Annotated in this window: 21 protein-coding genes; 13 read left to right on the top strand and 8 right to left on the bottom strand. The window is 63.9% G+C overall.

All coding sequences use genetic code 11. The annotated features are described in order from the left end of the window. Positions 1–192 precede the first annotated feature (192 nt). Together CXZ10_RS03990 and treZ are read left to right on the top strand one after the other, a co-directional pair. Positions 193–1,122, top strand: a complete 930-nt coding sequence (locus CXZ10_RS03990) for a DMT family transporter (protein WP_101287631.1) — start codon at positions 193–195, stop codon at positions 1,120–1,122. A gap of 97 nt (positions 1,123–1,219) precedes the next feature. Next, a complete protein-coding gene (gene treZ, locus CXZ10_RS03995; protein ID WP_143741469.1) occupies positions 1,220–2,980 on the top strand; it encodes a malto-oligosyltrehalose trehalohydrolase in 1,761 nt (586 codons plus the stop codon). Between the two features lie 18 nt (positions 2,981–2,998). On the opposite strand, the gene CXZ10_RS04000 is transcribed toward treZ, so the two are convergent. Then, positions 2,999–4,168, bottom strand: coding sequence for an iron-containing alcohol dehydrogenase (locus tag CXZ10_RS04000; protein ID WP_101287633.1), 1,170 nt, complete (start codon positions 4,166–4,168; stop codon positions 2,999–3,001). A 96-nt stretch (positions 4,169–4,264) separates the two neighbouring features. Continuing rightward, positions 4,265–5,290: a zinc-dependent alcohol dehydrogenase family protein gene (locus CXZ10_RS04005; RefSeq protein ID WP_101287635.1), complete on the bottom strand. Its 1,026-nt coding sequence runs from the start codon at positions 5,288–5,290 to the stop codon at positions 4,265–4,267. A 121-nt stretch (positions 5,291–5,411) separates the two neighbouring features. On the opposite strand from CXZ10_RS04005, the gene CXZ10_RS04010 reads away from it, so the two are divergent. After that, on the top strand, positions 5,412–6,368 hold the full coding sequence (locus tag CXZ10_RS04010) for a LysR family transcriptional regulator (protein ID WP_101287637.1): 957 nt from the start codon (positions 5,412–5,414) through the stop codon (positions 6,366–6,368). Here CXZ10_RS04010 and CXZ10_RS04015 read toward each other — a convergent pair. After that, the gene (locus CXZ10_RS04015; RefSeq protein ID WP_180335848.1) at positions 6,323–8,878 is read right to left on the bottom strand and encodes a sensor domain-containing protein; all 2,556 of its coding nucleotides are present in this window, start codon (positions 8,876–8,878) and stop codon (positions 6,323–6,325) included. The genes CXZ10_RS04010 and CXZ10_RS04015 overlap by 46 nt on opposite strands. 843 nt (positions 8,879–9,721) lie before the next feature. On the opposite strand from CXZ10_RS04015, the gene CXZ10_RS04020 reads away from it, so the two are divergent. From CXZ10_RS04020 to msrQ, 3 genes are all read left to right on the top strand, one after another. Next, positions 9,722–11,041, top strand: a complete 1,320-nt coding sequence (locus CXZ10_RS04020; RefSeq protein ID WP_101287642.1) for an O-acetylhomoserine aminocarboxypropyltransferase/cysteine synthase family protein — start codon at positions 9,722–9,724, stop codon at positions 11,039–11,041. 148 nt (positions 11,042–11,189) lie between these two features. Beyond that, positions 11,190–12,149, top strand: a complete 960-nt coding sequence (msrP, locus tag CXZ10_RS04025) for a protein-methionine-sulfoxide reductase catalytic subunit MsrP (protein ID WP_101287644.1) — start codon at positions 11,190–11,192, stop codon at positions 12,147–12,149. Continuing rightward, complete coding sequence (msrQ, locus tag CXZ10_RS04030; protein ID WP_101287646.1) at positions 12,149–12,763, top strand: protein-methionine-sulfoxide reductase heme-binding subunit MsrQ; 615 nt, start codon at positions 12,149–12,151, stop codon at positions 12,761–12,763. The genes msrP and msrQ overlap by 1 nt, the downstream gene beginning before the upstream one ends. A 98-nt stretch (positions 12,764–12,861) precedes the next feature. On the opposite strand, the gene rpiB is transcribed toward msrQ, so the two are convergent. The 5 genes from rpiB to hutC form a co-directional block, all read right to left on the bottom strand. Further along, on the bottom strand, positions 12,862–13,326 hold the full coding sequence (gene rpiB / locus CXZ10_RS04035; protein WP_180335849.1) for a ribose 5-phosphate isomerase B: 465 nt from the start codon (positions 13,324–13,326) through the stop codon (positions 12,862–12,864). 139 nt (positions 13,327–13,465) lie between these two features. After that, entirely contained in the window at positions 13,466–14,050 is a 585-nt protein-coding gene (locus tag CXZ10_RS04040) for a HutD/Ves family protein (protein WP_101287648.1), read from the bottom strand. After that, positions 14,047–15,720 (bottom strand): urocanate hydratase, encoded by a 1,674-nt coding sequence (hutU, locus tag CXZ10_RS04045; RefSeq protein ID WP_101287650.1) that lies wholly within the window; start codon positions 15,718–15,720, stop codon positions 14,047–14,049. Before hutU ends, CXZ10_RS04040 begins: the two co-directional genes overlap by 4 nt. A 66-nt stretch (positions 15,721–15,786) precedes the next feature. Then, a complete protein-coding gene (locus tag CXZ10_RS04050; RefSeq protein ID WP_101287652.1) occupies positions 15,787–16,803 on the bottom strand; it encodes an acyltransferase family protein in 1,017 nt (338 codons plus the stop codon). Between the two features lie 183 nt (positions 16,804–16,986). Beyond that, on the bottom strand, positions 16,987–17,721 hold the full coding sequence (gene hutC / locus CXZ10_RS04055; RefSeq protein WP_101287654.1) for a histidine utilization transcriptional repressor HutC: 735 nt from the start codon (positions 17,719–17,721) through the stop codon (positions 16,987–16,989). Between the two features lie 108 nt (positions 17,722–17,829). On the opposite strand from hutC, the gene hutF reads away from it, so the two are divergent. The 7 genes from hutF (at position 17,830) to efeU (ending at position 25,086) form a co-directional block, all read left to right on the top strand. After that, a complete protein-coding gene (gene hutF / locus CXZ10_RS04060; RefSeq protein WP_101287656.1) occupies positions 17,830–19,206 on the top strand; it encodes a formimidoylglutamate deiminase in 1,377 nt (458 codons plus the stop codon). An 81-nt stretch (positions 19,207–19,287) separates the two neighbouring features. Continuing rightward, a complete protein-coding gene (locus CXZ10_RS04065) occupies positions 19,288–20,124 on the top strand; it encodes a transporter substrate-binding domain-containing protein (RefSeq protein ID WP_101287659.1) in 837 nt (278 codons plus the stop codon). Between the two features lie 81 nt (positions 20,125–20,205). Further along, positions 20,206–20,928 (top strand): ABC transporter permease, encoded by a 723-nt coding sequence (locus tag CXZ10_RS04070; protein WP_101287661.1) that lies wholly within the window; start codon positions 20,206–20,208, stop codon positions 20,926–20,928. Positions 20,929–20,941: 13 nt separating this feature from the next. Beyond that, positions 20,942–21,679, top strand: coding sequence for an ABC transporter permease (locus CXZ10_RS04075; RefSeq protein ID WP_101287664.1), 738 nt, complete (start codon positions 20,942–20,944; stop codon positions 21,677–21,679). After that, positions 21,672–22,451, top strand: a complete 780-nt coding sequence (locus tag CXZ10_RS04080; RefSeq protein WP_101287666.1) for an ABC transporter ATP-binding protein — start codon at positions 21,672–21,674, stop codon at positions 22,449–22,451. The genes CXZ10_RS04075 and CXZ10_RS04080 overlap by 8 nt, the downstream gene beginning before the upstream one ends. A 7-nt stretch (positions 22,452–22,458) precedes the next feature. After that, entirely contained in the window at positions 22,459–23,940 is a 1,482-nt protein-coding gene (locus tag CXZ10_RS04085) for an HAL/PAL/TAL family ammonia-lyase (RefSeq protein WP_101287669.1), read from the top strand. Positions 23,941–24,240: 300 nt separating this feature from the next. Continuing rightward, positions 24,241–25,086 (top strand): iron uptake transporter permease EfeU, encoded by an 846-nt coding sequence (gene efeU / locus CXZ10_RS04090; RefSeq protein ID WP_101287671.1) that lies wholly within the window; start codon positions 24,241–24,243, stop codon positions 25,084–25,086. Position 25,087 lies beyond the last annotated feature (1 nt).

A 25,087-nucleotide genomic window follows, 5' to 3' on the forward strand; every position in this document is an offset into this window, starting at 1 on the left:
GGGCGGGAAACCCCTCCCGGACCATCTGTCGTTTACCAGCCATTCATGCCGTTTCGCCACAGCCGCGGAATTTTTTGTCATACTTTTCGGGATGCCTTGTCTTCGCCTCAAAATCGTTTCATCGAGAGGTTGGCGACTAAGCCAACCTGAACCGGACTCGCCAACCGCCGGTTCTCTTTCGGGCAGACCAAAGTGACCTCCCAGACCATGTCTCCGACGGTCGACGTCGGACTGTCGCGCGTCAACGAGCGAGTCCTGCTCGCCATTGCCCTGGTTTTCGTGTCGACGCTGCTGTTCGCGGCCTGCGATGTCGGCGCGAAGTTCATCCAGCACGAAGCCAGCGCCGAGAAGATCGCCTGGTGGCGAAACCTCACCTACGTCATCGTCGCCTTGCCGTTTGCGCTTCGTCGCGTTGGAATGAGTGTCGTCAGGCCCGTGCATCCCTGGCTCAACATTCTGCGCGGACTGACGGCAATCTGCGGCACCATCCTGTTCCTGCTTGGCCTTCAGCATCAGAACATTCCGGACGCCACGGCAATTGCCTTCGTCTCGCCCGTGTTCGTTATGGCGCTGTCGATCGTCTTTCTTGGTGAGATCGTCGGTGTGCGACGCTGGCTGGCCGCCCTGGTCGGTTTCATTGGCGTATTGATCATCGTACAGCCGGGAACCTCGAGTTTTCACTATGCGTCCATCTTCACGCTGGTCGCCGCCTTCGTTGGCGCCTTCTCGGCCATTCTGACGCGCAAGGCCGTCCGCGACAGCGCCGAAACGATGATGGTCTGGACGTCGGTGATCGGCGTCGTCGTCACGACAGTCCTGGTCTGGCGCGAGATTGGCCAGACCTCCTGGCATGAGGCCATATTCGGCTTGGCCGGCGGCCTGTTCTTCGCCTTGGGGCAGATCTGCTGCGTATTTGCCTACCGCATGGCGCCGGCGTCGCTGCTCGCCCCCTTCAGCTATGTGCAGATGATCTCCGCCACGGCTGTCTCCTATCTGGTCTGGGGCATCGTGCCCGGACTGGCGACCACTGTCGGCGCCTCGCTGATCGTGGCGAGTGGGCTCTACTCCCTGCATCGCGAGCGGCTGCGTACCCGTCAGCGGCTGGCCGGCCCGGAGCTGTGAGCGACCGGCGTTGGCCGGTTGCTTGCAGGGATCTCCCCGGCCACAATGGTCGCTGCCGACCGGTCGTCCCGACGGCCGCTCACTGGGAGACGCCAGGATGGACATGTCGACGCCGGCCGGACAGCCGGCTGCCAGCGGGGAGCGCGTGCCGGCTGAGTTCGGTGCTGTCCGACGTAACGGAGTGATGAGCTTCCACCTGTGGGCGCCGAAGCAGGCGGGGGTGTCCCTTCTGATCGACGGTCGTGACCCGCTGCCGATGCGGCGCGAATCCGGCGGCAGGTTCACACTCATCACGGCAGCCCCGGTCGGCACACGCTACCGCTTCCTGCTGCCCGACGGCAGTACCGTGCCCGATCCGGCCAGCCGGTTCCAGCCCGACGACGTGCACGGGCCGAGCGAGGTCATGGCCTCCGATGCCTTTGACTGGTCCGATGCCAACTGGCGCGGCCTTCCATGGCATGAGGCGGTGATCTACGAGCTGCATATCGGTACCTTTACGCCAGATGGCACCTTCCGCGCTGCAGCGGCAAAGCTTCCCTATTTGAAGTCGCTGGGCGTGACGGCGATCGAGGTGATGCCCGTCGGCGATTTTCCCGGTCGCTGGAGCTGGGGCTATGACGGCGTGCTGCTATTCGCGCCGGACAGCTGCTACGGCCGGCCGGAGGACCTCAAGGCCTTCGTCGACCGGGCGCACTCGCTGGGCATCGCCGTGCTGCTCGATGTCGTCTACAATCACTTCGGCCCCGAGGGGAACTATCTGCCGTTGCTGGCCCCGGCCCACACGACGCGTCATGTGACCCCTTGGGGCGAGGCGGTCGACTACGGCCGGCGCGAGACGCCATCAATGCGCGACCTCGTGCTCGCCAATGTCCGCATGTGGATCGGCGAGTTCCATCTCGATGGCCTCAGGATCGATGCCGCCCATGAAATAAGGGACTCGGAGCCGGGACATATCCTCACGGCGATCGCCGAGGCGGCGCGGATCGCAGGCGGCGGCCGGACGGTTCATCTGGTGCTGGAGAGCGCCAGGCTGGAGGCTGTGCGCGTGTCGGCGAAGGGAGCCTTCGACGGCCAGTGGAACGACGATCTCCATCACGCCCTCCACGCAGCCGTTACCGGCGAATCTGGTAAAGACTACGCCGACTATGCGGGACGGCCGGATGTTCTGGCGCGAGCGCTGGCCGAGGGATTTCAGGCCGGCCGCGGCAAGGGCGACAAGGAAGCACTGTCGCCGTCGGCGTTCGTCTCCTTCCTGCAAAATCACGATCAGATCGGCAATCGGGCCCATGGAGATCGCATCGGCACGCTGGCGCCGCTGAAGGCCAGGCGGGCGGCGGCCGCCGCCTATCTGCTGGCGCCCCAGATTCCGATGTTGTTCCAGGGCGAGGAATGGGCGGCCGCTACGCCGTTTCCTTTCTTTTCCGATCTTGCCCCGGCTTTCGCGTCGGCCGTACGGGACGGGCGGGTCGCTGCCTTCGAGGTGGATCCGGATGACCTGCTCGATCCTTTCGCTCCCCAGACCTTTGCCGCTGCGAAGCTCGACTGGAGCGAACAACGCCAGTCGCGACATGCCCGCGTGCTCGACTGGTACCGAGCCATTTTGCGCGTTCGCCGACGGGAGATTGCGCCGCTTGTCGTCGGCATCCGGCGTGCCGGCGCCTGGACTGTCGATGACGGCGTGATCCGCATCCGATGGGAGGGAGAGGCCAAGGACCTGATGCTGACCCTCAACCTTGCCGCGGAACCGGCGCCGTTGTCCGCGCCGCCGAGGGGCAGGGTGATCTGGCAAGAAGGGCGGATCACCAACGGCCTTTGTCCGCCGTGGTTCGTCGCCTGGTCGGTGCGGCGGCGGGGGTAGCCCGCCGCCGTCTGAGTGTCACCGCGCAAGGCGCAGGATGTCGGCGATGGCGCGGCTGTCGAGCTTGACGAAATTGCCAAGCGTGCGGCGGTCTCCGTCGGTGCCTTTCTTTGCCATCTCCTCGATGCGGTCATCGTGGATGCCGAGCGAGGCGAGCGTGGTGCCGAGGCCGATCTTGTGGAAGAAGGCCTCCAGCCGCGCGATGCCCTCGCGAGCGGTCGCCTCCTTGTCGAACACGTCGAGTTCGACATTCCAGACGCGTACCGCCCACTGCACGAAACGATCGATGTCGTGATGGAGGACGTATTTCATCCAGGCCGGGAAGACGACGGCGAGACCGGCGCCATGGGCGACGTCGTAGATGCCGGACACCTCGTGCTCGATGTCATGCGAGGCCCAGTCGCCGATGCGGCCGGTGTTGAGCAGGTTGTTGTGCGCGATGGTGCCGGCCCACATCAGTTCCGACCAGGCGTCGTAATCGTCGGGATCGGCCAGCACCTTCGGCGCCTGGGCGATCACCGTTTTCATGGTCGCCTCGATCAGCCGGTCGGTGAAGGCGACATGCGTCACGTTGGTGAAATAGCGCTCCATCAGATGCGCCATGATGTCGGCGGCGCCGCAGGCCACCTGGAACGGCGGCAGCGTGACGCAGAGAGAGGGATTGAGGATGGAGAAGCGAGGGTAGAGGAACGGCCCGCCCACGGCGCGTTTCAGCCAGCCCTCCTCGTTGGTGATTACCGTGCCGTCACTCGATTCCGATCCGGCCGCCGGGATGGTCAGCACGGTGCCGATGGGCAGCGCATCGCTGGGCGATCCCTTTCCAATGTAGAAATCCCAGACGTCGCCATCGATGACGGCCCCCATGGCGATCGCCTTAGCCGAGTCGATGGCGCTGCCGCCGCCAACCGCCAGAATGAAGCCGAGCCCGTGCTGCTTGCAGAGGCGAACACCCTCGTGAACGAGGGAGAGACGCGGGTTCGGCTTGACGCCGCCAAGCTCAATCCATTCGACACCGGCTGCCTTGAGCGAGGCGCAGACGCGATCATAAAGGCCGGATGCCTTGATCGAGCCGCCGCCATAGTGGAGCAGAATCTTGCGGCTGTAGCGCGCCGTCTCGACGCCCACGGTCGTCTCGGTATCTCGGCCGAAGACGATCTTGGTCGGATTGAGGAAGGTGAAGTTCTCCATTGCGTTTCTCCCGGCTGCCGGCGGTCCTTGTCGGCGGACGGCGCGGCCTTGGGCGCAACCTAAGCGCCCGAGGCGACTGACACAACGGGGAAGGCATCATGCGAGTTCGATGACGATCTTGCCGAACGGTCCTTCGTCGAGCCGGTCGAAGGCTGCAGGCAGGTCGGCGAGGGAAAACCGGCTGTCGATCACCGGCTTCAGCCGGTCGGCGTCGATGGCGCGCAGCATCTCGTCAAAGGCGCGGCGGTGGCCGACGGCTATGCCCTCGACGGTGAGGCGCTTGCGGGCGAGATGCAAGCCATTGCCGGTAATATCGGTCCCAGCGATCTGGCCGATCAGCGAGACATGGCCACCCGGCGCCGCGGCGTCGAGCGACAGGGCAAAGTTGGCGCCGCCGATTGTCTCCAGCACGTGATCGGCACCGCGGCCGTGCGTCAGGCACCTGACCTCGGCCGCGAGATCGGGCGTGTCGCGCCTCAGCAGGTGGTCGGCGCCCAGCTTGCGAGCGGCGGCGAGCTTGTCGACCGAGGACGACGTGACGATGACGCTGGCGCCGAGCAGCTTGGCGAACTGCAGGCCGAACAAGGCGACGCCACCGGTACCATGGATCAACACGCTGTCGCCGGGCCTGAGGCGGCCGCGCTCGATCAGCGCATACCAGGCGGTCAAAGCGGCGATCGGCAGGGTCGATGCCTCGGCATCATCGAGGGTGTCGGGTGATCTTGCCAGCGCGTAAGCGGGCCGGACGACATACTCGGCAAGGGCGCCGGGCAGGGCGGGACTGCGGAAACTCGGCGCAAGCGGCAGGTTCGGGGTCGGCGCGGCTCCGTCGAACCAGTCGGGTGCGACGGTGCTCACCACGCGGTCGCCACGCCGAAAGCGCGTCACGCCGTCGCCGACGTCCTCGACGATCCCGGCAAAATCGGTGGCCGGAATGATCGGCTCCTGTGGCGTGAGGCCAACGCTGCCTTCGAGCACCAACTTGTCGCGGTAGTTGAGCGAGGCTGCCGTGACCTTCACCAATACCTCGCCGGCGTAAGGAATGGGCTTGGGAGCGGTGACGAAGCTGAGGCTGCCACGGCCGGTGCCCGTCTGGCGCCAATGACGAATGATGGAGTTCATGTTCGGTCCTTCCGACGTTCAAGGGATTGCCTTCGATGACCGGAACACTATCGTAGCGTCAGGAGAGCCGGTGGCGATAAGTTGTCGGCTGTTTGGTTCCTGAAATTCTACAGAGGCGGACATGCGCGACTCGCTGGACGACATTGCGGTTTTTGTGGAAGCGGCGGAAGCCGGAGGCTTCGCCGCAGGGGCGGCGCGCCTAAACCTGACACGGTCGGCGGTCGGCAAGGCCGTTGCCCGCCTTGAGGCGAGGCTCGGGGTGCGCCTCTTTCATCGCACGACGCGGCTGCAAAGCCTGACCGAGGATGGCGAGGCGTTCTTTCATCACTGCCGACGAGCCTTGGCGGAAATCCGGGCCGGTCATGCATTGATCGAGACCGGCCGGCAGGCGGTCAGCGGCCGGTTGCGCGTGTCGGTGCCTCTGTCCTTCGGCCGGCGGTGCGTGGCGCCGATCCTTCTGGCTCTGGCCCGACGTCATCAGGGTCTGTCGCTGGAGATCGACTTTTCCGACCGGCCGGTCGACCTCGTGGAGGAGGGGTTCGATCTCTCGGTTCGCACTGGCCGGATTGGCGACAGCGGCAGCCTCATGGCGCGGCTCCTGATGCGACAGCGGATGATGCTGGTGGCCGCACCAGACTATCTCGAACGGCGCGGCACGCCTGCCAGCCTTGAGGATCTCGCGCTGCATGACTGCATCGTCTATCGCCGGCAGGGGCGCAATGAGCGCTGGCGTTTTCCCGACGAGAGCGGCGGTCTGCGCGAGCTTGTGGTGGACGGGCGCATCGGCGCCGACGACATCGAGACGATCAACGAAGCGGCTCTATCCGGATTCGGAATCGCCTATCTGCCCTGCTGGCTGGTGCAGGAGGAGGTTACCGGCGGGCGCCTCGTCGGCTTACTTACGTCATCGACCGAGGGTCGACGCGCCGACATTCACGCCGTTTGGCCGAAGGCCCCCTATTTGCCCACCCGCGTCCGCGCCGCCATTGACGCGCTCGCCGCCGAATTGCCGGGCAGGGCGGTGCCGCAAGCTCAGGACGTGCGGACAGGAGCCAACTTGTCGACGATCTTGCTGTAAACCTGGATCGGGGCCGGCCGGCCGATAATGTAGCCTTGGATCTCCGGGCAGTGTTCCTGGGCAAGGAAGCTCCGCTGCTCCTCGGTCTCGACGCCCTCGGCGATGACCGGAATACCGAGGCCCCGGCAGAGGCCGATGACCGCTCGAATGATGGTCGTCGCCTGTTCGGTGCGGCCGATCGCCTGGATGAAGCTCTTGTCGATCTTGATCTTGTCGAAGGGAAAGGCCTGCAGATAGGACAGCGAGGAGTATCCGGTGCCGAAGTCGTCCATGGCGATGCGAACTCCCATCGCCTTGATCCGCCGGAGGAGGCCGACGATATGGGCGAAGTCGCCGAGCAGGATGCCTTCGGTGATCTCGAGCTCCAGCCTCGACGGCGGCAGGCCGGTATCGATAAGCGTTTGCTGGATGAGCTGCGGCAGCTCGCCGTGCTGAAACTGGATCGGCGACAGGTTGACGGCCACCGTGAGCGGATGGGTCCAGCCGGCGGCCGTGCGGCAGGCCTCCTTCAGCACCCAGGCTGACATGTCGAGAATGAGATTGGATTCCTCGGCCAGCGGAATGAACTCATCCGGCGAGACGGCGCCGCGCGTCGGATGGGTCCAGCGCATCAACGCCTCGAAGCCGAAGATGCGTCCGTTGATTTCGGCTTGTGGCTGGAAGTGAAGGGAGAGTTCGCCGTTGCGCAGCGCGTGGCCGAGGTCGGCCTGCAGCACCCAGCGGTCGCGAATGACCTGATCGGCCTTGGACTCGTAGACCCGGACCTGGCCGCGCGCCTCCGACTTGACATGGTAGAGCGCTGCGCCGGCGTTGGCGAGCAACAGGGAGCCGCTGTCGCCATCGAGTGGGTAGGTGGCGACGCCGATGCTGATTCCCACCCGGATGGCCTTGTTGTCGACCATTATGTCGTCGGCGAAAACACTCTGCGCCAGTGCCGCCAGCCGTCGCGATGCGTTCGGCTGGTCCGGATCGTTGGAGATCACCACGAACTCGTCGCCGCCCGGCCGGAAGACGAGGCCTGCGCCGGCGATGTCGACCAGGCGTCGGGCCGCCTCCTTCAACACCTGGTCGGCAACCGTGTGGCCGTAAAGGTCGTTGAGCGTCTTGAAACGATCGATGTCGACGCTGAGAAGGCCGAAGCGCGCCTGCGTCGCCGTGGCGGCGAAGATGCCGTCGGCGAGGCGCACCATCATGGCCTCCCGGTTCGGCAAGCCGGTGAGCGCATCGTGCTGGGTCAGGAAGGCGATCCGTTCTTCGGCGCGCCGCTTTTCGGTAACGTCCATCGTCACGCCAACGATGAAGCGCGGCGATCCATCGGCGTTGCGGACCACCATGCGCGTGACTGTAACGAGACGCGTGCCGTTGGGAGTCGAAATCGTCTCGGAAGCGGTCATCTGCCGGATGCCACTCGCCAATATTTCATCTTCGTCCGCCTCGGCGGCAATCGCCACCCGCTCGCCGAAAATCTCGCGGGCGCTCTGGCCGATGAAGTCTTCGCGTCGACATCCGAAAAGGAGTTCGCCGGCCCGATTGAGCAGAATATACTTCCGGGTGGTAGGGTCCTTGGCAAACACCGCGGCCGGCACGTTCTCGATGATCGTATCGAGAAACTCCCGCGTGGCTTCCAGTTCATCCGTGGCGCGCTTGCGCTCGGTGACGTCGATCGCGGTCACCAGGACAGCTTGTCGGCCATTGTGGATCTGCTGCCGCGTGAACACCTCGACATCGATCTCGGTGCCGTCCGCCTTGAGATGCCGGAACAGGCGATTGCCGGTTTGCGAGTCGATCCAGTTGCGGATCGAGTCCAGCGTTTCGGTCCGGAAGCGTTGAGGACGAATGTCCAGGACGCTCATGGTCATGAACTGATGGACGGTGTAGCCGTAGCGGGCGACCGCGGCGCGATTGACCGCCAGAAACCGCAAGGTCTCGAAGTCGAACAGATACATGGGAACCGGGCTGTCCTCGAACAGCAGCCGAGACGCCGCCTCCCGCCGCTTGAGGTCGCTGATGTCGATGCGGATGCCGACCCGACCGCCATCTGTCGTGCGATGTTCCTCTACTCGGATCCAGCGGCCGTCGGCACGATGCTGCTCCTCCACGCTGCTCGGAAGGGTATGCCGTTCCAGACGGTCCCTGAGCCAGTCCTCCTCGCGTCCGAGCGCATCGATATAGGCTCCGCGCTCAAGACCACGACGCAACAGCGCCTCGAAACTGAGCCCTTGCGCAATAAAGCCATCGAGTTCGGGATAAAAGTCCAGATAGCTTCTGTTCCAGAGGACGATGCGGTCTTCCTCGTCGAAAACGGCAATGCCCTCCATCGCCGCGTCGAGCGCGGCGTTCACCGGATTGCTCCGGTCATCCCGCCCGGGGCGCAATGCAACGGTTGCAGCGAAGGCTTCCCGCCCTGCGGTCTCCAAGTTTTCATAGGTCGAGCCAACCGCCTTCAGCAGCGCGACGATGTCGATGTTCCCATCGGGACGTGTCGCATCGGCAACCTGGCGGGCCAACATGTCGCCCGTTCCGCCGATTCCGTTCTGTGGTTCGAGCCTGGCATCCGAACCACGGCTCGCATCATTCTCCCGATCGGACATCAAGATCGAGTGCTCCCTTGGGAACAATGGATTATCCGGTTGCCTAGATGAAATGGAGGCCGGCCGCCGAACCCGCGGCTTGTCGATGCAAACTTGAGAATCGAACCATGGCCGTGTCCCAAATCACAGGTGGTTGTATCAATGTGCCGGGCGCTTGAGCTTTCGTCGAGTGGAATGGCGCCGATTGAGACGATTTGCCATTTGCGCCGGGTTCTTTGAAAGATTTTGATCTCGCGCGACTTGTTTGCAACCTCGGCGGGTATCGAAGAATTCTCTTTTCTTCCCAGGCAATCCATTCCTCATTCTTCTTTACGTGGCAATCTATTCATGTGAAATCAGTTAGGTAAATCATAATAAGCATGCCGTTTGGTGCATATGTTCACTGCTTTAGTGCTTTCATTGTTTCCTTTTTCTTGTGGCAATCGTTTACATCGTGAATGAGGACGATGTTTGCCAGATGGGACCCGGGTCGAGCTATCCGATGTCTTCGCGACCGCTAAGTTGACCTGACAGCGTCGCTCTTGTTCTCCCACTCGGCAGCACTCATCGTCAGACAGGGGGAGCCGAAAAGACGCTCCGAAAAACAGCCTGTCCTGAGATGGAAATTGCCTTTCTCGCCTCCGCAATGAAATTCCAGAACTGTCGCGTAAGCCCGGGACATGCTGGAATGATTTTCGGTAACGAGACGGAGAGTGGAAAATCCTTCTCTGCGTTCAAGGGCGCCAAGGCGAGCGCCGCACGATCGAGCTGGGAGACAATTTCATGAGCAAGTCACTGCATCCCGAAACCCTCGCGCTTCACGGCGGCAGTTTCCGTGCCGATCCCACCACCGGATCCGTCGCCGTGCCGATCCACCAGACGACGTCCTATCAGTTCCAGGATGCCGGCCACGCCGCCCGCCTGTTCGGTCTTGAAGAACTGGGGTTCATCTACACTCGGCTGGGCAACCCGACGCAGGACGCTCTGGAGACGCGCATCGCCGAAATCGAGGGCGGTGCGGCAGCCGTCGCAGTCTCTTCGGGGCAGGCGGCCACCACCTTCGCCATTCTCAATGTTGCCTCCTCCGGCGACAACATCGTCTCCTCGACCGATCTCTACGGCGGTACCTGGGCGCTTCTCGCCGACACTCTCAGCCAGTTCGGTATCGAGGTCCGCTTCGTCGATCCGGCCGACCCCGAAAATTTCCGCAAGGCCACGGACGATCGTACCCGGGCCTATTACGCCGAGCTCCTTCCCAATCCCAAGCTCAACGTCTTTCCGGTGAAGGAAGTTGCCGATATCGGCTGGCCGCTCGGCATTCCCCTGATCATCGACAACACGGCGGCGCCGCTGCTGTCCAAGCCGTTCAAGCATGGTGCGGCGGTGGTCGTCTATTCGGCCACCAAGTATATCGGCGGCCACGGCACATCGATCGGCGGCCTGATCGTCGACGGCGGCAACTTCGACTGGGAAGCCTTCCCCGAACGGCAGCCGTTGTTCAATACGCCCGACCCGGCCTATCACGGCGCCGTCTGGTCGCAGGCAGTCAAGCCGCTCGGCCCGATCGCCTATGCCATTCGTGCTCGCGTGAAGCTGTTGCGCGACGTCGGTGCCGCGCTGTCGCCATTCAACGCCTTCCAATTGATCCAGGGCCTTGAGACGCTGCCGCTTCGCATCCGCCAGCATGTGGCGAATGCCGAGAAGGTGGCCGATTATCTCGCAAATCACCCGAGCGTGACGCGCGTCATCTATCCGAAGCTGCAGGATGGCGAGTTCCGTCGCCGCGCCGACACCTATCTCGAAGGTGGCTATGGCGCGCTGATCGGCTTCGAGCTGAGGGGCGGCGTCGAAGCGGGGCGCAAGTTCATCGACGCGCTGAAACTGTTCTATCACGTCGCCAACATCGGCGACGCGCGGTCGCTGGCCATTCACCCGGCATCGACGACGCACTCCCAGTTGACGGCGGAAGAACAGCTGAAGACCGGTGTGACCCCCGGCTATGTTCGTCTGTCGATCGGCATCGAGCACCCTGACGACATCATCGCCGATCTCGACCAGGCGCTTGCCGCCGCTTCGGCTCCGGTTGCCGCCGCAGCCGAATGATGATGATCGTAGCGTGATTTTGGCCGGCGCCCCAAGCCTGGGCGCCGGCCTTTTGCTGTCTACACGAAATAGTGGCTTTTCATTCCGGCCGCCTCATTCGAGAATGCCTCCAAAGTGCAGCTCCGCCGCACCCTTGGGAGGAAGCTCGATGCCTGCCTATCGCCCGCCAGCCATCCCGTCATCCGAGATCACGCCACGTTCAGTCTATCTGCGGCGGCGCGAGTTCATGGGGCTCATGGCAGGGGCGGGGTTGATGCTCGGCGCCGGTGGTGCCCGCGCCGAGGCGCCGGCAACGGTGCCGCTCAAGACGGTGGCGAGCGGCTACAAGGTGGACGAGCCGCTGACCCCGCGCGAGGACGTGACCACCTACAACAACTTTTATGAGTTCGGCGCCGACAAGGCCGATCCGTCACGCCATTCCCAGGATTTCAAGCCGCGCCCCTGGACGATCACCGTCGACGGGCTGGTGGCTAAGCCGCAGACCTTCGACGTCGACAAGCTGATCGCTGAGCTGCCCGTCGAAGAGCGCGTCTACCGCATGCGTTGCGTCGAGGCGTGGTCGATGGTGATCCCCTGGAACGGCTTCCCGTTGAAATCCCTCCTGGACAGGGTGGAGCCGCTCGGCTCTGCCAAGTTCGTTGCCTTCGAGACGGTGGTGCGGCCTGAGGAGATGCCGGGACAATCGGGCTTGTTCCAGCCGATGCCCTGGCCCTATGTCGAAGGATTGCGCCTCGACGAGGCGCAGCATCCGCTGGCCATTCTGGCGGTCGGCCTCTATGGCGAAACCCTGCCCAACCAGAACGGCGCGCCCATCCGTCTCGTGGTGCCGTGGAAATACGGCTTCAAGGGCATCAAATCGATCGTCCGGATCTCGCTCGTGGAAACGCAGCCGCCCAACTCGTGGAACTCCCTGCAGGGAAGCGAGTATGGCTTTTATGCCAATGTGAATCCTGAGGTGGATCATCCGCGCTGGAGCCAGGCGACGGAGCGGCGCATCGGCGAAAGCGGCTTCTTCGGTTCGGGCCGCCGCCCGACGCTGATGTTCAATGGCTATGCCGACGAGGTGGCGAGCCTTTATGCCGGCATGGACCTGAGGGCCAACTACTGATGGCTGCGTCTCGATCGGCTCTGTTGGACAACCTCGCCGGTTGGGGCATCTACGTCGTCGGCTTCATTCCGGCGGTCTCAAGCTTCTGGCTCGGCGCCACAGGCGGCCTCGGCGCCGACCCGGTTCGTGCCTTCGAGCAGACGCTCGGCCTATGGGCGCTGCGCTTCCTGATCCTGACGCTCGCCATCACGCCGCTGCGTCAGCTTGCCGGCATCAACCTCCTGCGCTTCCGGCGTGCTCTCGGTCTCCTCGCCTTCTGGTACGCGGCGATGCATTTCACCGTCTACCTGACGCTCGATCGCGGCCTCATCTGGAGCACGATCATTCCCGATATCGTGCGACGGCCGTTCATCACGCTGGGCTTTGCGGCGCTTGTGCTGCTGGTGCCCCTGGCGGTCACGTCCAACCGATTGTCAATCCGCCGTCTGGGCAAGAACTGGCGACGGTTGCACCGCCTCGTCTATATCGCCGTTTCGCTCGCCGCCATTCACTATCTGCTGGCGACCAAGGTGCTCGATCCCACCCAGGCCATCCACATCGGGCTGGTGGTCCTGCTGCTCGGGTACCGCCTGGTTCGCGGCGTGGTCCGGCGCCCTGAGCGGCGGGCTGCCTGAGCAGGTCCAGATGCAAGAAGGGCGTCCGGACGAGACGTCCGAACGCCCTTGTCTCCTCCCGGCCGGCCGCCCGTTGGGAGAATGGCGGCCGCGCCCTTTCAGCAGACCGAACGGCCTGCTTCAAGCTCGGAAACCAGGTCGACACGGCGGGCATGACGACCGCCCTCGAACTCGGCGTTGAGGAACTCGTCGACGATCATCAGCGCGAGGTCCTGTCCGACGACGCGTGCACCGAAGGCGAGCATGTTGGCGTTGTTGTGCAGGCGCGACAGCTTGGCGGTGTAGGGCTCGGAGCAGACGACGCAACGGATGCCCTTGATCTTGTTGGCGGCAAGCGAGATGCCGAAGCCGGTGCCGCAGATGGCGATGCCGAAACGCGCCTCGCCGGCAAGCACCACCCGCGCCGCCTTCTCGCCCCATCTGGGATAGTCGGTGCTCTCGGTCGACGTGGGGCCGACGTCCTCGACCGCGTAGCCGCGCGCCTCAAGGTGGGCGATGACAGCTCGCCTGAGGTCGATGCCGGTATGGTCGGAGGTGATGACGATCTTGATCTTGTCGCTCATGGCTCGGCGCCCATTCTGGTGTCGATTTGTCCGGCGCCGGAAACACCGGAGAAGTCAGCTTCCCCTAACACTCATGTATGACAAATTCCAGCGTCCATGCCGCGAGTAACGTCTTCGTGCCAATACGCATGGGTGCCTGTCATGCTCCCGGTATCGTCGTGCCGTCGGTCCGGCTCAAGCGGACGACAAGGACGGCTCCGAGATCATCGCCTTCCACGCTCATGGCGTTCTCCTGCCGGCATTCGACCAGTTCGCCAGTCTCGGCTCGGACGATCGCATCGGCCGCCTTCACCGTCACGCTGCCGTGTGCGGCGAAAATGTATGCGAAGTCGGCCTCCATGGCGCCGTCTTCAGCCAAGCCGACCTCAGCGATGATCGTCCCGCGCGCCGTCATGACGTTGAAGTCGCGTGACGGACCATGAACGGCACTGGCAACGGTCGGCCAATCCCCTGAAAAGGCCTGCGGCTCGAAGGGCCGCAGCGACACCGGAGGGCGCATGCCGCCGAAGTCGAGGTCGAAGCCGTTGCCGTCGATCAGCGTGATGACGCGGTCTATGCCCGGAAGCGGTGAGAAGGGGCCGGGTTCGACCACGTCGGCGACCGATAGGCGCCAGAGCAGGGTGCCTGACGTGTCATCATGCCGGACGAGTTCCAATGTCGTGCCGCGGCCGTTCTGCCAGGGCAGACGACGAAAGTCGGCGGCCGTGAGCAGCCTGAGGCTCATTTGCCGAGCATCGGCAAGTCGAGTTCCTTCTCGCGAGCGCAGTCGATGGCGATGTCATAGCCGGCGTCGGCGTGGCGCATCACCCCGGTGGCCGGGTCGTTGTGGAGGACGCGAGCAATGCGGCGGTCGGCGTCCTCGCTGCCGTCGCAGACGATCACCATGCCGGCATGCTGGGAGAAGCCCATGCCGACGCCACCGCCATGGTGGAGTGACACCCAGGTGGCGCCCGAGGCTGTGTTGAGCAGGGCGTTGAGGAGCGGCCAGTCAGAGACGGCGTCCGAACCGTCGCGCATCGCCTCCGTCTCGCGATTTGGCGAGGCGACCGAGCCGCTGTCCAAATGGTCGCGGCCAATGACGATCGGGGCCTTGACGATGCCTTGCCGGACCATCTCGTTGAAGGCGAGGCCGAGCCGGGCGCGGGCGCCGAGCCCAACCCAGCAGATGCGGGCGGGCAGGCCCTGGAAGGCGATGCGCTCGGCGGCCATGTCCAACCAGTTGTGAAGATGCGGATTGTCGGGAAGAAGCTCCTTCACCTTGGCGTCGGTCGCCGCGATGTCCGCCGGATCGCCCGACAGGGCCGCCCAGCGGAACGGGCCGATGCCGCGGCAGAACAGCGGCCGGATATAGACCGGCACGAAGCCGGGGAAGGCGAAGGCGTTCTGCTCGCCGGCGTCGAAGGCGCGCTGGCGGATGTTGTTGCCATAGTCGAAGACGGGCACGCCAAGCGTCTGGAAATCGAGCATGGCGCGCACATGCTGGCGCATGGACGCCGTTGCGGCGTCGATCACCACGTCCGGCTCGACCTTGGCGCGTTCGCGATACTCCTCCCAGGTCCAGCCGGACGGCAGGTAGCCGTTGAGGGGATCGTGGGCCGAGGTCTGGTCGGTGACGAGGTCGGGGCGCACGCCGCGCCGCACCAGTTCCGGCAGCACATCGGCGGCGTTGCCGAGCAGGGCGATGGAAACGGCTTCGCCTCGGCCGGTGTGTTCTGCGATGAGACGTAGGGCGTCGTCGAGGTCCTCAGCCTGCTTGTCGACGTAGCGAGTCCGCAGACGGAAGTCGATGCGCGACTGCTGGCACTCGACGACCAGCGCGCAAGCCCCGGCCATGACGGCGGCGAGAGGCTGGGCGCCGCCCATGCCGCCGAGACCGGCTGTGAGCACCCAACGTCCCCTAAGGCTGCCGTCGTAATGCTGACGACCAGCTTCCACGAAGGTCTCGTAGGTGCCCTGCACGATGCCCTGCGCGCCGATGTAGATCCATGAGCCGGCCGTCATCTGGCCGTACATCATCAATCCCTCGGCATCGAGCTTGTTGAAATGCTGCCAGTTCGCCCAGTTGGGGACCAGATTGGAGTTGGCGATCAGGACGCGCGGTGCGTCCTTGTGCGTCCGGAACACGCCAACCGGCTTGCCGGACTGGACAAGCAGCGTCTCGTCGTCCTCGAGACGTTCGAGCGTGCGCACGATGGTATCATAGGACTCCCAATCGCGGGCGGCGCGGCCGATGCCACCATAGACAACCAGCTCCTTGGGGTTCTCGGCGACGTCGGGATCGAGATTGTTCATCAGCATGCGGAGCGGCGCTTCGGTTAGCCAGCTCTTGGCCCGAAGCGTTGTGCCTCGAGGAGCGCGGATTTCGACGTCGCGATAGCGCGTGTTGCTCGGCATGATGATCTCCGATCTTGTCTATACAAGATAGAAGCACCGGACCAAGCAAGTGTCAATGCCATAGACTTACCCTCGGTCCGGCGTGCTCGGCATGTCGCGGCGATACCAGAGGGAGAGGATGGCATCCTTGCCCGGACGCTCGATGCGGTAATAGCCGAAGGTGGCAACTATCAGAGACAGGGCTACCGCTGCCGCCGGCGGAAATCCGCCTTCGTAGGCGTATTTGAACAACTGCTGCCAGATATAGAGCGAGTAAGAAATGGTGCCGAGAAAAGCCAGCGGTCGGCTTTCAAGTATCTGGCGTATCGGCGTGACGCAGCGTTCCAGCGTCGCGCCAACGAACGCCAGCAAGAGGCCATTTATCGTGAAGCTCACCCAAAGCTCCGCCGTGATGAGCATGAGCCCATTGGCGAGAATGAGGGCGATCGGCGGTGTCCACGCCGGCACGTATCGGTCCTTCAGGGCCACGCGCAGGAAGGCCGCGGCAAAGATGATTGCGACGGCGACATCCGGTCTCCAGTAAACGAAGAAGGGATTCTGGTGAAGGATATAGGTTCGCCACAGGCCATTCGCGAAGCAGAAGAGGGCGCCGCCAAGCAGTACCGCCAGTCGCAGACGGCCGGATGTGCTGATGGCAACCAGCGCCAGCATGGCGTAGGCTTGGACTTCCACGCTTACGGACCAAAGATGGTCGAAGGATGGAAACCTGCCTGCCAGGATCACCACCAGATTGACGGTAAAGGTTGGATAGCTCCACCAGTCGACAAGAAGATTGGTACGGCCGAGCGTCACTGAAAGAGCGAGCATGCAGGCGAGGAAGAACAGGAGGGCCGGGTAGAGTCTCGCCAGACGCCGGACAGCGAACTCACGCCAGTCCATAGCGCCGATGAACAGCACATCGGCCATGAGGCGTCCGGAGAGAGCAAAGAACACGGTTACGCCGAAGGAGCCCGCGCCGTTGAGCCAACACGGGCCGAAGTGCCCGAGTAAAACGTAAGTGATGGCCGCACCCCTGAGGCCATCTAGTGTAGCAATCCGCTGATCCGACACGATTTTTCCACCCAGCCGCAGGCAAACTCCCATCAAACCTGCCCCTGTTGCAGGTCGTTGCGAGTCATATCCTAAAGGTTGTCGGTTTACGTGTCATGCAACGAATGGAAGGAGTGTGGAACCTCCCGCCGGAGCGGCTTCATTCTGCCGGATCCCAGGATGAGCGGCACGGTATATGGTCGCGTGGTTGTGCGATCCGAGCTGTTGACCAACGGCTCAGGAGCCCGCGCCTTGCCGGCTTTCGATGCGGCTGCGGCCGCCCGGCATCAACAGCCGAACCGACGTGACGACCCGCTCGCCGGAGAAGGTGCGGCGGCGGATCAAGAGGCAAGGGTCGCCGCGAGCGATGGCCAGCAGCCTGGCTTCCCAGGGGGCCGGCAGAACGGCCTCGACGGTATGCTCGACCGTTGTCCAGGGGGCCACGGCGCTGAGGTAGCTGTTGGGCGTCTGGGCGGAGAAATCCTGTGCGAGATAGTCGGGGGCGAGGGCCGGATTGACATGTCGATCCTCGAGCTGGACCGGAATGTCGTTTTCGAGATGGATGACGAGCGAGTGAAAGACCGGCGCGCCGAGCTCGACGCCCAGTTCATCGGCAAGCTCCGGCGTGGCCTTCACCTCGTCCTTCATCACCGTTTGCGCGGCGTGGGCATGGCCACGCTCGCGGATCTCGTCGGCGATGTTGCGCACCTTGAAGACCGCTGTCTGGCTCTTGCCCTCGGCAACGAAGGTGCCCAGCCCCTGAATGCGCAGCAATACGCCGTCGGCCGCCAGCTCGCGCAACGCCCTGTTGATGGTCATCCGACTGAGACCGAGCGCGGCGACCAGTTCGTTTTCGGAAGGAATGCGGTGCCGGGCGGGCCATTCGCCACTGCCGATCCGGCCAAGGATCATCTGCTTGACCATCGCATAATGCGGGGGAGTTCCGCCCTGACGCTCGCCGACGTCGCTCATTTTCTAGGCACTCCCCAAAAATAGTCAGAGGCGAATGGATTCGGCTTGCGGCCTAGGAAATTTCCTCTACAGTGCTTGTATGTACAAGCACGAGGTTTTGCGAACAAGATGGTAGCAGATAACCATCAAATGCTTTTCGCCGAAAGGGCCTTGCTGATCGATGGCTGGGCCGAGGATGTCGTTTTTTCGGTAGACGTCGAGGGCAGGATCGCTTCCTTGGAGCAAGGGGTGTCGCCAGGCAGTGCCAGGTGCCTTGGCGGGCCTGTTATCCCGGCGGTCGCCAACCTGCATTCCCATGCCTTCCAGCGCGCCATGGCCGGCCTCACGGAGGTCGCCGGGCAGGGCGACGACAGTTTCTGGACCTGGCGCGAGGAAATGTATCGGCTGGTGTCGCTGCTGACGCCTGACGACGTCGTGGCGATCGCGGCCAAGCTGCAGGTGGAGCTTTTGAAGGGTGGCTTCGGACGTGTCGCCGAGTTCCACTATCTCCATCACGAAGCCGACGGACGTCCTTATGCCGAACCGGCTGAAATGTCGCTGGCCATGTTGTGGGCGGCCGAGCAGTCCGGCATCGGCCTGACGCTGCTGCCGGTGTTCTACGCCCATTCCGATTTTGGTGGCGCCGCGCCGACCGCCGGCCAGCGCCGCTTCATCCACGATGTCGACGGATTCCTGACGCTGCTTCACGGCCTCGTCGGCCCGTGTCGTGCCGCAGGTGCGCGGCTTGGTCTCGCCTTTCACTCGCTTCGGGCCGTGACGGGCGACGAGATTGCCGCCATCATGAAGACGGTGCCAGGACATGCGCCGATCCACATTCACGTGGCCGAACAGGAGCGTGAGGTCGAGGCCTCCATTGCCCATTCGGGCCGACGGCCGGTGGAGCGGCTCTACGACATCGCCGATGTCGACGATCGCTGGTGCCTCGTCCATGCCACGCATGTGACGGACGCCGAGGTGGCTATGATCGCGCATTCGAGCGCCATTGCCGGTCTTTGTCCGACCACCGAGGCCGATCTCGGGGACGGCATCTTTCCGGGTTCCGAGTTCCTCGCGGCGGATGGCCGGTTCGGTATCGGCACCGACAGCCACGTGGCCACGTCCGTAGCCGAAGAGTTGCGCATTCTGGAGTACGGTCAGCGGCTGCGTGATCGCCGACGTAACCGGATGGCCGCTCGGCCGGGCGCCTCGGTTGGTCGAAGCCTGTTCGACCATGCGCTCGCCGGTGGCGCTCAGGCCGCAGGTGTTGCGGAACCAGGTCTTTCTGTGGGTGCGCGAGCCGATCTGGTGGTGTTGGATGGCCGCTCGCCGTATCTCGCTTCAGTGGACGGGGATGCGATTCTCGACCGCTGGATTTTCGGCGGCGTTGGGCCGCTCGTGCGCGACGTGATGATCGGTGGCCGTTGGCTGGTCGAGGACGGCCGCCACCCCGAGGAAGAAGGAATCGACCGGGCATTTGCCACCGCGCTTGCCCGTCTCAAGGCGTGAAATGCCCTGGGGCATCGGCAGTGAGGACCTGAAGAAATCCGAAAGAAGCCGGAGTGCTTCGCAAAACCAGAGGAGAACACCATGAGCATACGCAATCTCGTCGCGGCGTCCGCCCTGTTTGCCGCGCTGGCCGCGCCGGCGTCGGCCAAGGAATGGACGGAAGTCACCATTGCGCTCGAAGGGGCTTACGCGCCCTGGAACCTCACCGACGCCAACGGCAAGATCGTCGGCTTCGAGCCGGACCTCACCGAGTATCTCTGCGCCCATGCCAAGCTGAAGTGCACGCTGATCTCTCAGGACTGGGATGGCATGATCACCGCGCTCAACGCCGGCAAGTTCGACGTGATCATGGATGCGCTGTCGATCACGCCGGAGCGCAAGGAGGTGATCGACTTCACCGTTCCCTATGCCGCGACGCCGGCCGTCTTCGCGGCGCCCAAGGACGGTGAACTTGCCAACCTCGCCGGTACCGGCTCGGTAATCAAGCTGGCCGACACCTCGGACGGCGCCGAGGCGATCGCGCCGCTCAAGACGGCCCTGACCGGCAAGACCATCGGCATCCAGGCGGCGACCGTCTATGCCAAGTTCATCTACGACAACTTCAAGGACGTCGCCGAGATCAAGGAATACAAGACCTCGGCCGAGCGTGACCTCGATCTGTCGGCTGGCCGCATCGATGCCGGTTTCGACGACGCCACCTATTTCCTCGGCGCCTTCGAGAGCGCCGACAATGCCGGTCTTGCCTTTACCGGGCCGGAAATCGCCGGTCCGATCTGGGGCGAGGGCGAGGGCTTGGGCATCCGAAAGTCCGATCCGGAGCTGAAGGCGCTGTTCGACGAGGCGATCAAGGCCGCCGTCGCCGACGGCACCGTGAAGAAGCTGTCGGAGAAGTGGCTGAAGGTCGACGTCACTCCCTGATGCACGACAGGAAGCTCCCGGATCTAGCCGTCTCAGGCATGATCCGCTAAAGGGTCCGGGAGCGCCCGACGGAGAGCCTTGATGTCCTGGATTGACCTGATCGGCTTCGGTGAGCAAGGCCGGGGCGGCATCCTCTTGTGGGCGATGGGCATGACGCTGGCAGTCACTGCAGCGTCGCTGTGCATCGGGGCGGCGCTGGGCGCTGTCGTCGCGGCGGCCAAGCTGTCGGCCTCGCGCCCCGCGCGCTGGCTCGGCGATGCCTACACCACCGTGTTTCGCGGCGCGCCCGAGCTTCTCATCATCTATCTTGTCTACTTCGGTGGCTCGCAGGCGGTCACGGCCGTCGGCAGGTGGCTCAACTACGAGGGTTTCCTCGGACTGCCGTCCTTTCTCGCCGGCGCCGTCGCCGTCGGGCTGATTTCCGGGGCCTATCAGGCGGAGGTGTATCGTGGCGCCTATCAGGCGGTGTCTCGCGGCGAGCTCGATGCGGCCCGGTCGATCGGCATGGGAACGCTGCTGCGCTTACGCCGCATCCTGGTGCCGCAGATCCTTCGGTTTTCACTGCCCGGTCTTGGCAACGTCTGGCAGCTCAGCCTCAAGGACTCGACTCTGGTGTCGGTGACGGGGCTTGCCGAACTGATGCGGACCTCGCAGATCGCGGCCGGTTCCACCAAGCAGTATTTCTTGTTTTTCATCGTCGGCGGGGCGCTCTACCTCGTGCTGACGACGCTGTCCGACCGCGTCTTCAACTTCGCCGAGCGGCGGGTGGCTCGAAGCTTCCGCCACGGTCTCGGCCGCCACTGAGAGGGAGGACGCCGTGGATTTCGATATCGCCTTCCTCTTTTCCACCTTCATCAAACTGGTCGAAGCAGTGCCGATGACGCTGGCGCTGTTTGCCTGTTCCGTCAGCCTCGGCGCGCTTTTTGCGCTCGGCATCACCTATTGCCGGGTATCGGGCGGGCTGCTGCTGTCGGGTTTTGCCCGCGCCTATGTGTTCGTGTTCCGCGGCTCGCCGCTGCTCATTCAGATGTTTCTGATCTACTACGGCCTCGGGCAGTTCCCCGCCGTGCGCCACAGCCTGTTCTGGCCGGTGCTGCGCGATCCCTTCTCCTGCGCCGTGCTGGCGCTCGCCTTGTGCACCGCCGGCTATCAGGCCGAGATCATGCGCGGCGGCTTGCAAGCCGTGCCGGCCCGAGAGATCGAGGCGGGCAGGGCGGCCGGCATGTCCGGCCTGCTGCTGTTCCGGCGCATTATCGCGCCGATCGCCATCCGGCAGGCACTGCCGGCCTATTCGACCGAGATCATCCTGATGGTGAAGTCGACGGCGCTCGCCAGCCTCGTCACCGTCTGGGAAGTGACCGGCACGGCGCAACGTCTGATTTCGCAGACCTACCGCACCATGGAGGTGTTCCTGGTCGCGACGCTGATCTATCTTCTGATCAATTTCATCATTGTCCGCCTGATGGCGCTTGTCGAATATCGACTGTCGCCGCACCTCAGGGAGCGGCCGGTTACGGCAAGCCATGGCGGACACCAGGGAGAGGTTCATGGCTGACGCCCCGGTACCGGCAATTTCGGTCCGCAACATTCACAAGTCCTTCGGCCAGCACGAGGTTCTGCGCGGCATCTCGCTCGATGCCAACGACGGTGACGTGATCTCCATTCTCGGTGCCTCCGGCTCCGGAAAGAGCACCTTCCTGCGCTGCATCAATCTTCTGGAGACGCCGGACGAAGGCGAAATCACCGTTGCCGGCGAGACCATCGCCATGAAACGGAACCGGGCTGGATCGCTGGTGCCGGCCGATCGCAAGCAGGTCGATCGCATCCGCTCCGAACTCGCCATGGTGTTCCAGAGCTTCAATCTCTGGTCCCACATGACGGTGCTGCAGAACCTGATCGAGGGGCCGGTGCACGTGCTGAAGCGTCCCAAGGCGGAGTGCATCGCCGAGGCAGAAGCCCTGCTCGAAAAGGTCGGGCTCGCCGAGCGGCGCAACTACTATCCGGCCCATCTGTCCGGCGGCCAGCAGCAGCGTGCCGCCATCGCCCGGGCACTGGCCATGCAGCCGAAGGCGCTGCTGTTCGACGAACCGACCTCGGCGCTCGATCCGGAACTGGTGGGCGAGGTGCTGAAGGTTATGCGGTCGCTCGCCGAAGAGGGGCGCACCATGCTGGTGGTCACGCACGAGATGGCCTTCGCCCGCAACGTCTCCGACAGGGTGATGTTCCTGCACGAAGGCGTCGTGGAGGCCGACGGCGCGCCGGAGGATATCTTCACCAACTCCGAGTCCGAGCGGTTCCGCCAGTTCATCGGCAACTTCCAGGCCTGAGGGCATCATGAGCGACATCGTCGTCGACACCCATCTCGGCTGGCGCGAGGTCGCCGCCGTTGCCGAGGGCGCGCGGCTCAGGCTCTCTGACGCTGCCAAGCGGCGCATCGCCGATGCCCGCGCCGTCGTCGAAGCGATCGTCGACAAGGGCATTCGCGCCTATGGCGTCAACACGGGTGTCGGGGCGCTCTGCGATGTCGTGGTTGACCGGCCGCTGCAACGGCAGCTATCGCACAACATCCTGATGAGCCATGCCACCGGTATTGGCGCCCCGCTTGGCATCGTCGAGACGCGGGCGATCATGGCGACCGCCGTCAGCAACTATGCGCTCGGCCATTCCGGCGTCAGGCTGGAGGTCGTCGAGGCCCTGGTGGGGTTGCTCAATGCCGACGTGGCGCCGCTGGTGCCGGCCAAGGGATCGGTCGGGTACCTCAGCCATATGGCCCACATCGCCCTGGTGTTGATCGGCGCCGGTCGCGCGAGGGTCGGCGACAAGACGGTAACCGGAGCCGAAGCGCTGGCAGCGGCCGGTCTCGCTCCGCTGGAGCTCGGGGCCAAGGAAGGACTGTCGCTGGTCAACGGCATTCCTTGCGCCACCGGGCTGGCAGCGCTGGCGTTGAAGCGGGCCAAGTGGGTGCTGGACTGGGCCGACGCCATTGCCGCCCTGACCATCGAGGCGCTGATGGGTAATCCGGCGGCCTTCGATCCGGTTGCTCTGTCACTTAGGGCGCCGTCCTCGCTGCAGGTGGTTGGTGCGACGTTGCGTGAGCGGCTTGCCGGCAGTGGCATCATTGCCGCCGGCGCGGGCCGCAAGACACAGGATGCGCTGTCGATGCGCGCAGTGCCACATGTACATGGGGCAGCACGCGACGCTTTCGCCGTTGCGGCCGACATCGTGTCGCGGGAACTCGCCTCGGTATCGGACAACCCTGCCGTCGTCGGCATACCGGAGGCGCCTGAGATTCATTCGGAAGCCCACGCCGTCGGCGCAGCCATGGGGCTGGCGCTCGATCACCTGGCGGTCGCCGTGGCCGAGGTGGCGGCAATGTCGGAGCGACGCCTCGACCGCCTGGTCAATCCTCTGGTCAGTGGCCTGCCTGCGTTCCTTGCCGCCGATAGCGGCGTCAGTTCCGGCTTCATGATCGCCCAGTATGCGGCGGTGTCGCTGGTCAACGAAAATCGGCGCCTGTCGCTGCCGGCGAGCCTCGATGGCGGTATCACCTCGGCGCTGCAGGAGGACCATCTGAGCCATGCGACGCCTGCCTCGCTCAAGGCGCTCTCGGTGATCGAGAACGCAGAGGCCATCCTCGGCATAGAGCTGCTGGCTGCCGGCCAGGCTCACGAGTTTCGCCAAGAGGGGCGCGCCGAAGGTACCGACCGTCTTTATCGCCAGCTGCGCCATGTCATCGGCCCTTACGCAGACGGCCGTCCGCTTGCCGACGACATGGCCTTGTCCGCCGATCTCATCCGCACGGCATCTCCGGATTGAACAAACCGCGGGCGTCGTCCTAATAGATTACATTAAATTGTATATGTAAAATATTGATATTAAACATTTATCGTCATCTTGTTAATGTTGTGAATCCATATTTCGCATGGTGCTCTTCATGTTCTGAGTCATGCGTCTGGCGCGATGCATATTTCTTCATGTTGTGAATCAAGTGGTGCCGACCCGCTTCGCTGGTACGCATATTTGCGAATGACTCGCAAAAACACTGAGGATGCTATTGACAGGCCTACAATAAATGTTGAAAGCATTTCTCATCTTATTGATCGGCAGGAGGCCGGGGTGCTGGCGCCGTTTCTCATCATGCTGCGCGAGGGTATCGAAGCCGCGCTGGTGACCGGAATCATCGCGAGCTACCTCAAGCAAACCGGACGAGGCGCCTTCTTGCCGGTCATCTGGGTTGGCGTGCTTCTGGCCGTGGCACTGTCATTGTTTGCCGGTGCCGCCTTGCAGCTGATGGCGGCCGAGTTTCCGCAGAAGGCGCAGGAGCTGTTCGAGGCGATCATCGGTTTCGTGGCGGTGGTCGTTCTGGTCAGCATGGTGTTCTGGATGCGCCGGGCTGCCCGTTCGATCAAAGGCGAGTTGCACGGGGCGATCGACGCCGCGATGCGCGCGCCGAACGGCGCCACCTGGGCGCTGATTGGGATGACCTTCTTCGCCGTGGGACGAGAGGGGCTCGAATCCGTCTTCTTCCTGCTCGCCGTGTTCCAGCAGAGCCCCGGCGCCGTTGCGCCGGCTGGCGCTCTTCTGGGCGTCCTTGTTGCGGTCGCGTTGGGGTATGCACTCTACCGTGGCGGCATCCGCCTCGATCTCAAGCGGTTCTTCCGCTGGACGGGCATCTTCATTCTGGTCGTGGCGGCCGGGCTTGCCGCCGCCAGCCTGCGCAGCCTGCATGAGGCGGGTGTCTGGAACGTCCTGCAAGCACGCGTCTACGATCTGTCCGACACACTGCCGGTGTCGAGTGTCCTCGGGACCGTTCTATCCGGCGTGTTCAACTATCAGGAAGCGCCGACGGTCGGCGAGGCGGGGCTCTACGTCCTCTTCCTCGTGGTCACGCTGACGCTGTTTCTGAAGCCCGAGCGGCCGGCCTTTCTGAGGCCGGCAGTGAGCGGGACCGAAAAGGGGTAAG

Source organism: Pleomorphomonas diazotrophica (genome assembly GCF_002844595.1).
GTDB lineage: Bacteria > Pseudomonadota > Alphaproteobacteria > Rhizobiales > Pleomorphomonadaceae > Pleomorphomonas > Pleomorphomonas diazotrophica.

Bases quoted from the DNA above. Each gene is read 5' to 3' on its own strand.
- msrQ (WP_101287646.1), top strand. From the start codon at position 12,149: ATGGCTGCGTCTCGATCGGCTCTGTTGGACAACCTCGCCGGTTGGGGC.
- CXZ10_RS04065 (WP_101287659.1), top strand. From the start codon at position 19,288: ATGAGCATACGCAATCTCGTCGCGGCGTCCGCCCTGTTTGCCGCGCTG.
- CXZ10_RS04000 (WP_101287633.1), bottom strand. From the start codon at position 4,168: ATGGAGAACTTCACCTTCCTCAATCCGACCAAGATCGTCTTCGGCCGA.
- CXZ10_RS04020 (WP_101287642.1), top strand. From the start codon at position 9,722: ATGAGCAAGTCACTGCATCCCGAAACCCTCGCGCTTCACGGCGGCAGT.
- CXZ10_RS04080 (WP_101287666.1), top strand. From the start codon at position 21,672: ATGGCTGACGCCCCGGTACCGGCAATTTCGGTCCGCAACATTCACAAG.
- CXZ10_RS04040 (WP_101287648.1), bottom strand. From the start codon at position 14,050: ATGAGCCTCAGGCTGCTCACGGCCGCCGACTTTCGTCGTCTGCCCTGG.
- CXZ10_RS04070 (WP_101287661.1), top strand. From the start codon at position 20,206: ATGTCCTGGATTGACCTGATCGGCTTCGGTGAGCAAGGCCGGGGCGGC.
- msrP (WP_101287644.1), top strand. From the start codon at position 11,190: ATGCCTGCCTATCGCCCGCCAGCCATCCCGTCATCCGAGATCACGCCA.
- CXZ10_RS04050 (WP_101287652.1), bottom strand. From the start codon at position 16,803: ATGGGAGTTTGCCTGCGGCTGGGTGGAAAAATCGTGTCGGATCAGCGG.
- hutF (WP_101287656.1), top strand. From the start codon at position 17,830: ATGGTAGCAGATAACCATCAAATGCTTTTCGCCGAAAGGGCCTTGCTG.
- CXZ10_RS04010 (WP_101287637.1), top strand. From the start codon at position 5,412: ATGCGCGACTCGCTGGACGACATTGCGGTTTTTGTGGAAGCGGCGGAA.
- rpiB (WP_180335849.1), bottom strand. From the start codon at position 13,326: ATGAGCGACAAGATCAAGATCGTCATCACCTCCGACCATACCGGCATC.
- hutU (WP_101287650.1), bottom strand. From the start codon at position 15,720: ATGCCGAGCAACACGCGCTATCGCGACGTCGAAATCCGCGCTCCTCGA.
- hutC (WP_101287654.1), bottom strand. From the start codon at position 17,721: ATGAGCGACGTCGGCGAGCGTCAGGGCGGAACTCCCCCGCATTATGCG.
- CXZ10_RS04015 (WP_180335848.1), bottom strand. From the start codon at position 8,878: ATGTTGGCCCGCCAGGTTGCCGATGCGACACGTCCCGATGGGAACATC.
- CXZ10_RS04005 (WP_101287635.1), bottom strand. From the start codon at position 5,290: ATGAACTCCATCATTCGTCATTGGCGCCAGACGGGCACCGGCCGTGGC.
- CXZ10_RS04085 (WP_101287669.1), top strand. From the start codon at position 22,459: ATGAGCGACATCGTCGTCGACACCCATCTCGGCTGGCGCGAGGTCGCC.
- treZ (WP_143741469.1), top strand. From the start codon at position 1,220: ATGGACATGTCGACGCCGGCCGGACAGCCGGCTGCCAGCGGGGAGCGC.